Raw genomic sequence first — 5,547 nt, 5'->3', positions numbered from 1 at the left:
TCCCCCGCATTCTTCCATTCGCGGCGATAATCCCGGCTACATGCGTTCCGTGCAGGGTGCTTTTCACCCCAATGCCTTTCGTTTCCATCGGATCCTCATCACCGTCTACCAGGTCATGACCACCAGCATAATTCCTTCTAAGGTCAGGATGATCATAATCGATCCCAGTATCAATCACACCAATTGTTACACCTCTTCCCGTCAGCCTCTCACCATTCCTATCTAAAATGCCGCGGACAGCCTCTGAACCAATCAATTCAAAATTATCGGTAAAACTATCACTTGACCGGTATGGTTTGGGATGATGATTGGGACCAATAATAATTTTTTCATTGTGTGACATCTTGGTGCTTTTAGGGAAACTAGTCGATAAGTAAGGAGCACTCTCAACCTGATAGGTGCTTACTTCAGATACTAGCTTTATTTCATTCCCACCTTCTAGCTGTCTTAGCTCAGAAATAGGACCTTCCACCGAATATCCGTTAATCGCATGCTTAAAAACGCGGCGAAGCTTTATATTTTTGAATTTATGCAGCTGACCGCTTATTTCTTTTTCAGTCAGTGGATGCTTTGTCAGGACAATCGCTACTTTTTCCGTGGAAGGATCTTCTGCTGGAATTGGCGGATGCTGAAGCTTAATTGATTTGAAGCCAGCCATTAGGATGAAGCTCAGGAAAACAATTAGTATACTCCACTTTTTCAAGCTGTTTTTCCTCCCTTTTTTGAATAGATTTTGTTTTAGGGAGGTTTAGTATGCAGGTGGAGATGAATTTTGCTTCTATTTAAATATCATGGAGGATTATTTCGCCGCGAAAGTATAATGCAATCACTCGAAAAGTTACGGTAATTCCACGATCTCAATCACTAATTCCGCGAACTAGAATGATTCTAAATGTAAAATCTCCACATCAAAAAAGCACCCCTTATAAAAGAGGTGCTCATCATCTAGCTTTTATTGATACTGACCTGGTCGCTTGTCAGTTTGTTTGAAGTAGAAGCGGATTGCTTCGCAAATACGTTCTGAAGCGCGGCCGTCACCATATGGATTAGAGGCCTTTGCCATTTTTTCATAGGCTGCGCTGTCTGTCAGAAGTTCGGTAGCCATATCATAGATTGGCTGCTCTTCGTTGCCGGCAAGCTTCAGTGTACCTGCCTCGATCCCTTCAGGACGCTCAGTAGTATCACGCAGTACAAGAACCGGAACACCTAGAGATGGTGCTTCTTCTTGCACTCCGCCTGAATCAGTAAGGATTAAGTGCGCACGAGATGCGAAGTTATGGAAATCAATCACATCAAGCGGTTCAATCAGATGGATGCGAGGGTCATTTCCAAGCACTTCATCAGCAAGCTCGCGAACGACCGGGTTCAAGTGAACAGGATAGACAACCTGTACATCAGGCTGCTCATCAACAATCCTCTTGATCGCACGGAACATATTGCGCATCGGCTCACCAAGATTTTCACGACGGTGGGCAGTCATCAGGATTAAGCGGTCATTGCCTAGCTTATCAAGCACATCATGCTGATACGTTTCTTTTACCGTCGTTTTCAGCGCATCGATTGCAGTATTACCGGTAATGAAGATATTTTCTTCAAGCTTGTTTTCCTGCAGAAGATTTGCCGCAGATTTGGATGTAGGCGCGAAATGAAGGTCTGCCATTACGCCAGTCAGCTGACGGTTCATTTCTTCCGGGAACGGCGAATATTTATTCCACGTTCTCAAGCCAGCCTCAACATGACCGACAACAATTTGATTGTAATATGCTGCCAGGCTGGCAACAAATGTCGTTGTCGTATCGCCATGCACAAGGACGATATCAGGCTTAACTTCCTTCATTACCTTGTCAAGGCCTTCCAAACCTCTTGTTGTTACATCAATCAATGTCTGGCGATCCTTCATGATGTTCAGGTCGTGATCCGGCTTTATATTGAAAATATCAAGAACCTGGTCCAGCATTTGGCGGTGCTGGGCAGTAACTGTTACGATCGATTCAAAATGCTCCGGGTGCTTCTGCAATTCAAGGACAAGCGGCGCCATCTTAATCGCTTCAGGGCGAGTCCCAAATATCGTCATGACTTTAATCGGCTGATTCAAATCAAACACTCCTTATTTCGTTCCAAATAAACGGTCGCCTGCGTCGCCCAGTCCTGGAACAATATATCCATGGTCATTTAGCTTTTCATCTAGTGCTGCAATATAAATGTCAACGTCTGGATGCGCTTCTTTCACTGCATCTACCCCTTCAGGAGCCGCAATCAAACACATGAATTTGATGTGCTTTCCGCCACGCTTTTTAAGAGAGTTGATCGCTTCAATCGCTGATCCGCCTGTTGCAAGCATTGGATCAACGACGATAAAATCGCGCTCCTCGACATCGCTAGGAAGCTTGACATAGTATTCAACCGGCATCAATGTTTCCGGGTCACGGTATAGCCCGATGTGTCCAACCTTTGCAGCCGGGATCAATTTCAGGATACCGTCAACCATGCCGATTCCAGCACGTAAAATTGGGATGATTCCAAGCTTTTTACCAGAAAGAACTTTGGATTTAGTCTTGTTGACTGGTGTTTCAATTTCAATTTCCTCAAGCGGCATGTCACGAGTGATTTCGAACGCCATAAGCGTTGCGACTTCATCTACAAGCTCGCGGAATTCCTTTGTGCCTGTACTCTTATCGCGAATATAAGTAAGTTTATGCTGGATCAATGGATGGTCAAATACGTATACCTTTGCCATGTGTATCTCTCCTTTTCAGGGTAAATGAGTTGTGAACACCTGTCTGTTATATGTAAGATCTGTTGAATCACACTTCGTCTAATTTTACAGAAAAACATTCCTGTAAGCAACCATTGCCGCCTAATGTATTAATTTAGTAATCATAGTCATTTTACCGCAAAAAGCAGCCCTCATTCACAAAGGCTGCCTTAAATAGTTAGAGCACTTTAACGCATCACCGCACCGGGGGTCAGACCCCCGGTGCGTTAATGTGTTAAAGCTCGCAACTTTATCGTTCTGGATATAGTTCGAATTTGCTTGTGAGTTCTTCGACGCGTGTTTTGGCTTCTTCTAGTTTTGCTTCGTCTTCGTGATTTTTCAATGTGAAGGCGATTAGGGAAGCGATCTCATCCATTTCTTCATGCCCGAAACCGCGGCTTGTAACGGCTGCAGTTCCAATTCGGATTCCGCTTGTGACAAACGGGCTTTCCGGATCGAAAGGAATGGTGTTTTTATTCACTGTGATGCCGATATCATCGAGCACCTTCTCAGCGACTTTTCCAGTCAAACCAAGTGAACGCAGGTCTATAAGCAAAAGGTGGTTATCGGTCCCGTCAGAAACAAGGTTGATTCCTTCCTTCTTCAAGCCTTCAGCAAGGTGGCTTGCATTGGAAATGATATTTTGCGCGTATTGCTTGAAGTCTTCCTGTAATGCTTCACCAAAAGCAACAGCTTTAGCAGCAATGACATGCATAAGCGGTCCGCCCTGAATCCCAGGGAAAATCGATTTATCAATTTTCTTCGCGAATTCTTCTTTACATAAAATCATGCCGCCGCGCGGGCCGCGAAGCGTTTTGTGAGTAGTAGTCGTCACAAAATCAGCGTATGGAACTGGATTTTGATGTAGGCCAGCAGCAACCAAACCGGCAATGTGAGCCATATCGACCATTAGATAAGCTCCAACTTCATCCGCGATTTCACGGAAACGCTTGAAGTCAATCGCTCTAGGGTAAGCACTCGCACCTGCCACAATCATCTTCGGCTTATGCTCGCGTGCTTTTTCAAGAACATCATCGTAATTAATTAGATGTGTTTTCTCGTCAACACCGTACTCTACGAAGTTGTACTGAATGCCGCTGAAGTTAACTGGGCTGCCGTGCGTCAAGTGGCCGCCATGTGATAAATTCATGCCGAGGACCGTGTCTCCCTGTTCAAGGACAGTGAAATAAACAGCCATATTCGCCTGGGCGCCAGAATGCGGCTGTACGTTCACATGCTCAGCCCCGAAAATTTCCTTCGCGCGATCGCGTGCAATGTTTTCAGCAACGTCCACATACTCACATCCGCCATAATAACGGCGGCCTGGGTATCCTTCCGCATATTTATTCGTCAGCACAGAACCCTGCGCTTCCATAACTGCCTCACTTACAAAATTCTCAGAGGCGATTAATTCAATTTTCGTACGCTGCCTCTTAAGCTCATCCTGAATCGCTGCATAAACCTGGCTATCTTGCTGTGACAAGTGCTTCACTATAGTTCCCCCTTCATTGCTTGTATGTATTGAGTACTTTCGTTATTTGAAAATTCATTCTTATTTTAGCCGATATTATAATGAAAGGAAAGGCTGACCCATCTTTCAGAGCAAAATAAAACATGCCTCCCGGTCTCTGTTAACAAGATTCATTTTCCTTCGTTCTCTCATATACCGCCCGTGCACCGCCTATCAGCTTCGGCCTTGTTTTCGCCAAAGTAACATGTGCATGGCCAATGCTTTTTTGCGGGACACGCACCGGAACAGCTACATGCCTCAAATGCATCCCTATCAGCGTGTCACCGATATCGATTCCGGCATCTCCCTTGATGAATTCCACAACTACGGCATCATTCATCTTCTGATAGGCATAGGAAGCCATCGCCCCGCCAGCCGTCCTGACTGGAATAACCGTTACTTCGTCCAGCTGTTTTTGTTCAGCCGTTTCGCGCTCGACTACGATTGCCCGGTTCAAGTGTTCACAGCATTGGAATGCAAGCTGAACCCCTGTCTCAGTCTGAAAATCGCGAAGCTGCCTGAACACCATCTCTGCTACCTCTTCCGTACCAGCAGTGCCGATTTTTTGCCCGATGATTTCGCTCGTACTGCAGCCAACTACCAGTACCTGACCTTTTTTCAGTTGAGCCTGTTCATTAAAATCAGTGAGGATTGACTTCAGATCTGCTTCCCATTGTTCGATTGCCAATGTCATCGCTCCCTTTGCAGTAATCTCGGCACAGGATGATCAATCTATGCCAGCCTCTAATGAATTCAACTTCCAATAAGCTTATTTTCCACTCCGGTTTTCATAGTCCTTAATTTTCCCCACACGATTTTCGTGACGTCCGCCTTCATATTCTTCAGTTAACCATACAGACGCTATTTCCCGGGCAAGTCCTGGCCCAATGACACGTTCACCCATTGCAAGGATGTTGCTGTCATTATGCTGGCGCGTTGCTTTCGCGCTGAAAACATCGTGCACCAAGGCGCAGCGGATCCCTTTTACCTTATTCGCGGCAATGCTCATGCCGATTCCCGTTCCGCAAATTAAAATTCCCTTATCAAATTCTCCGTTTGCCACCTTTTCAGCAACAGGAAGCGCATAGTCAGGATAGTCTACTGATGTACCGCATTCACAGCCAAAATCTTCGTATTGAATATTCATTTCGTCCATCAAGCTCTTAATTTCTTCACGGATATTCACTCCGCCATGGTCTGAAGCAATTGCAACTTTCATTGTATAATCCTCCTATTGATTCCCGGCTTGCGGGGCAATAAATTCTACCGTTATTTTCTCATA

6 protein-coding genes are annotated in these 5,547 nt (G+C 45.3%); all 6 read right to left on the bottom strand.

All coding sequences use genetic code 11. From position 1 onward, the window contains the following. The coding region (locus WB217_RS00900) for a S8 family peptidase (protein ID WP_423989765.1) at nt 1-703 on the bottom strand (703 nt) is incomplete at its 3' end. A 249-nt stretch (nt 704-952) separates the two neighbouring features. Next, complete coding sequence (gene wecB / locus WB217_RS00895; RefSeq protein WP_423989767.1) at nt 953-2,074, bottom strand: non-hydrolyzing UDP-N-acetylglucosamine 2-epimerase; 1,122 nt, start codon at nt 2,072-2,074, stop codon at nt 953-955. Between the two features lie 33 nt (nt 2,075-2,107). Then, on the bottom strand, nt 2,108-2,737 hold the full coding sequence (gene upp / locus WB217_RS00890; protein WP_207501354.1) for a uracil phosphoribosyltransferase: 630 nt from the start codon (nt 2,735-2,737) through the stop codon (nt 2,108-2,110). Between the two features lie 268 nt (nt 2,738-3,005). After that, entirely contained in the window at nt 3,006-4,247 is a 1,242-nt protein-coding gene (gene glyA, locus WB217_RS00885) for a serine hydroxymethyltransferase (RefSeq protein ID WP_423989763.1), read from the bottom strand. A gap of 139 nt (nt 4,248-4,386) precedes the next feature. Further along, entirely contained in the window at nt 4,387-4,959 is a 573-nt protein-coding gene (locus WB217_RS00880) for a TIGR01440 family protein (RefSeq protein ID WP_423989761.1), read from the bottom strand. A gap of 75 nt (nt 4,960-5,034) precedes the next feature. After that, the gene (gene rpiB, locus WB217_RS00875) at nt 5,035-5,484 is read right to left on the bottom strand and encodes a ribose 5-phosphate isomerase B (protein ID WP_423989759.1); all 450 of its coding nucleotides are present in this window, start codon (nt 5,482-5,484) and stop codon (nt 5,035-5,037) included. Nucleotides 5,485-5,547 lie beyond the last annotated feature (63 nt).

This window comes from Mesobacillus sp. (genome assembly GCF_049588175.1).
Taxonomy (GTDB): Bacteria; Bacillota; Bacilli; order Bacillales; family Cytobacillaceae; genus Mesobacillus.
The sequence above is the reverse complement of the archived record's forward strand: the minus strand, read 5'-3'. Positions and strand labels throughout refer to the sequence as shown.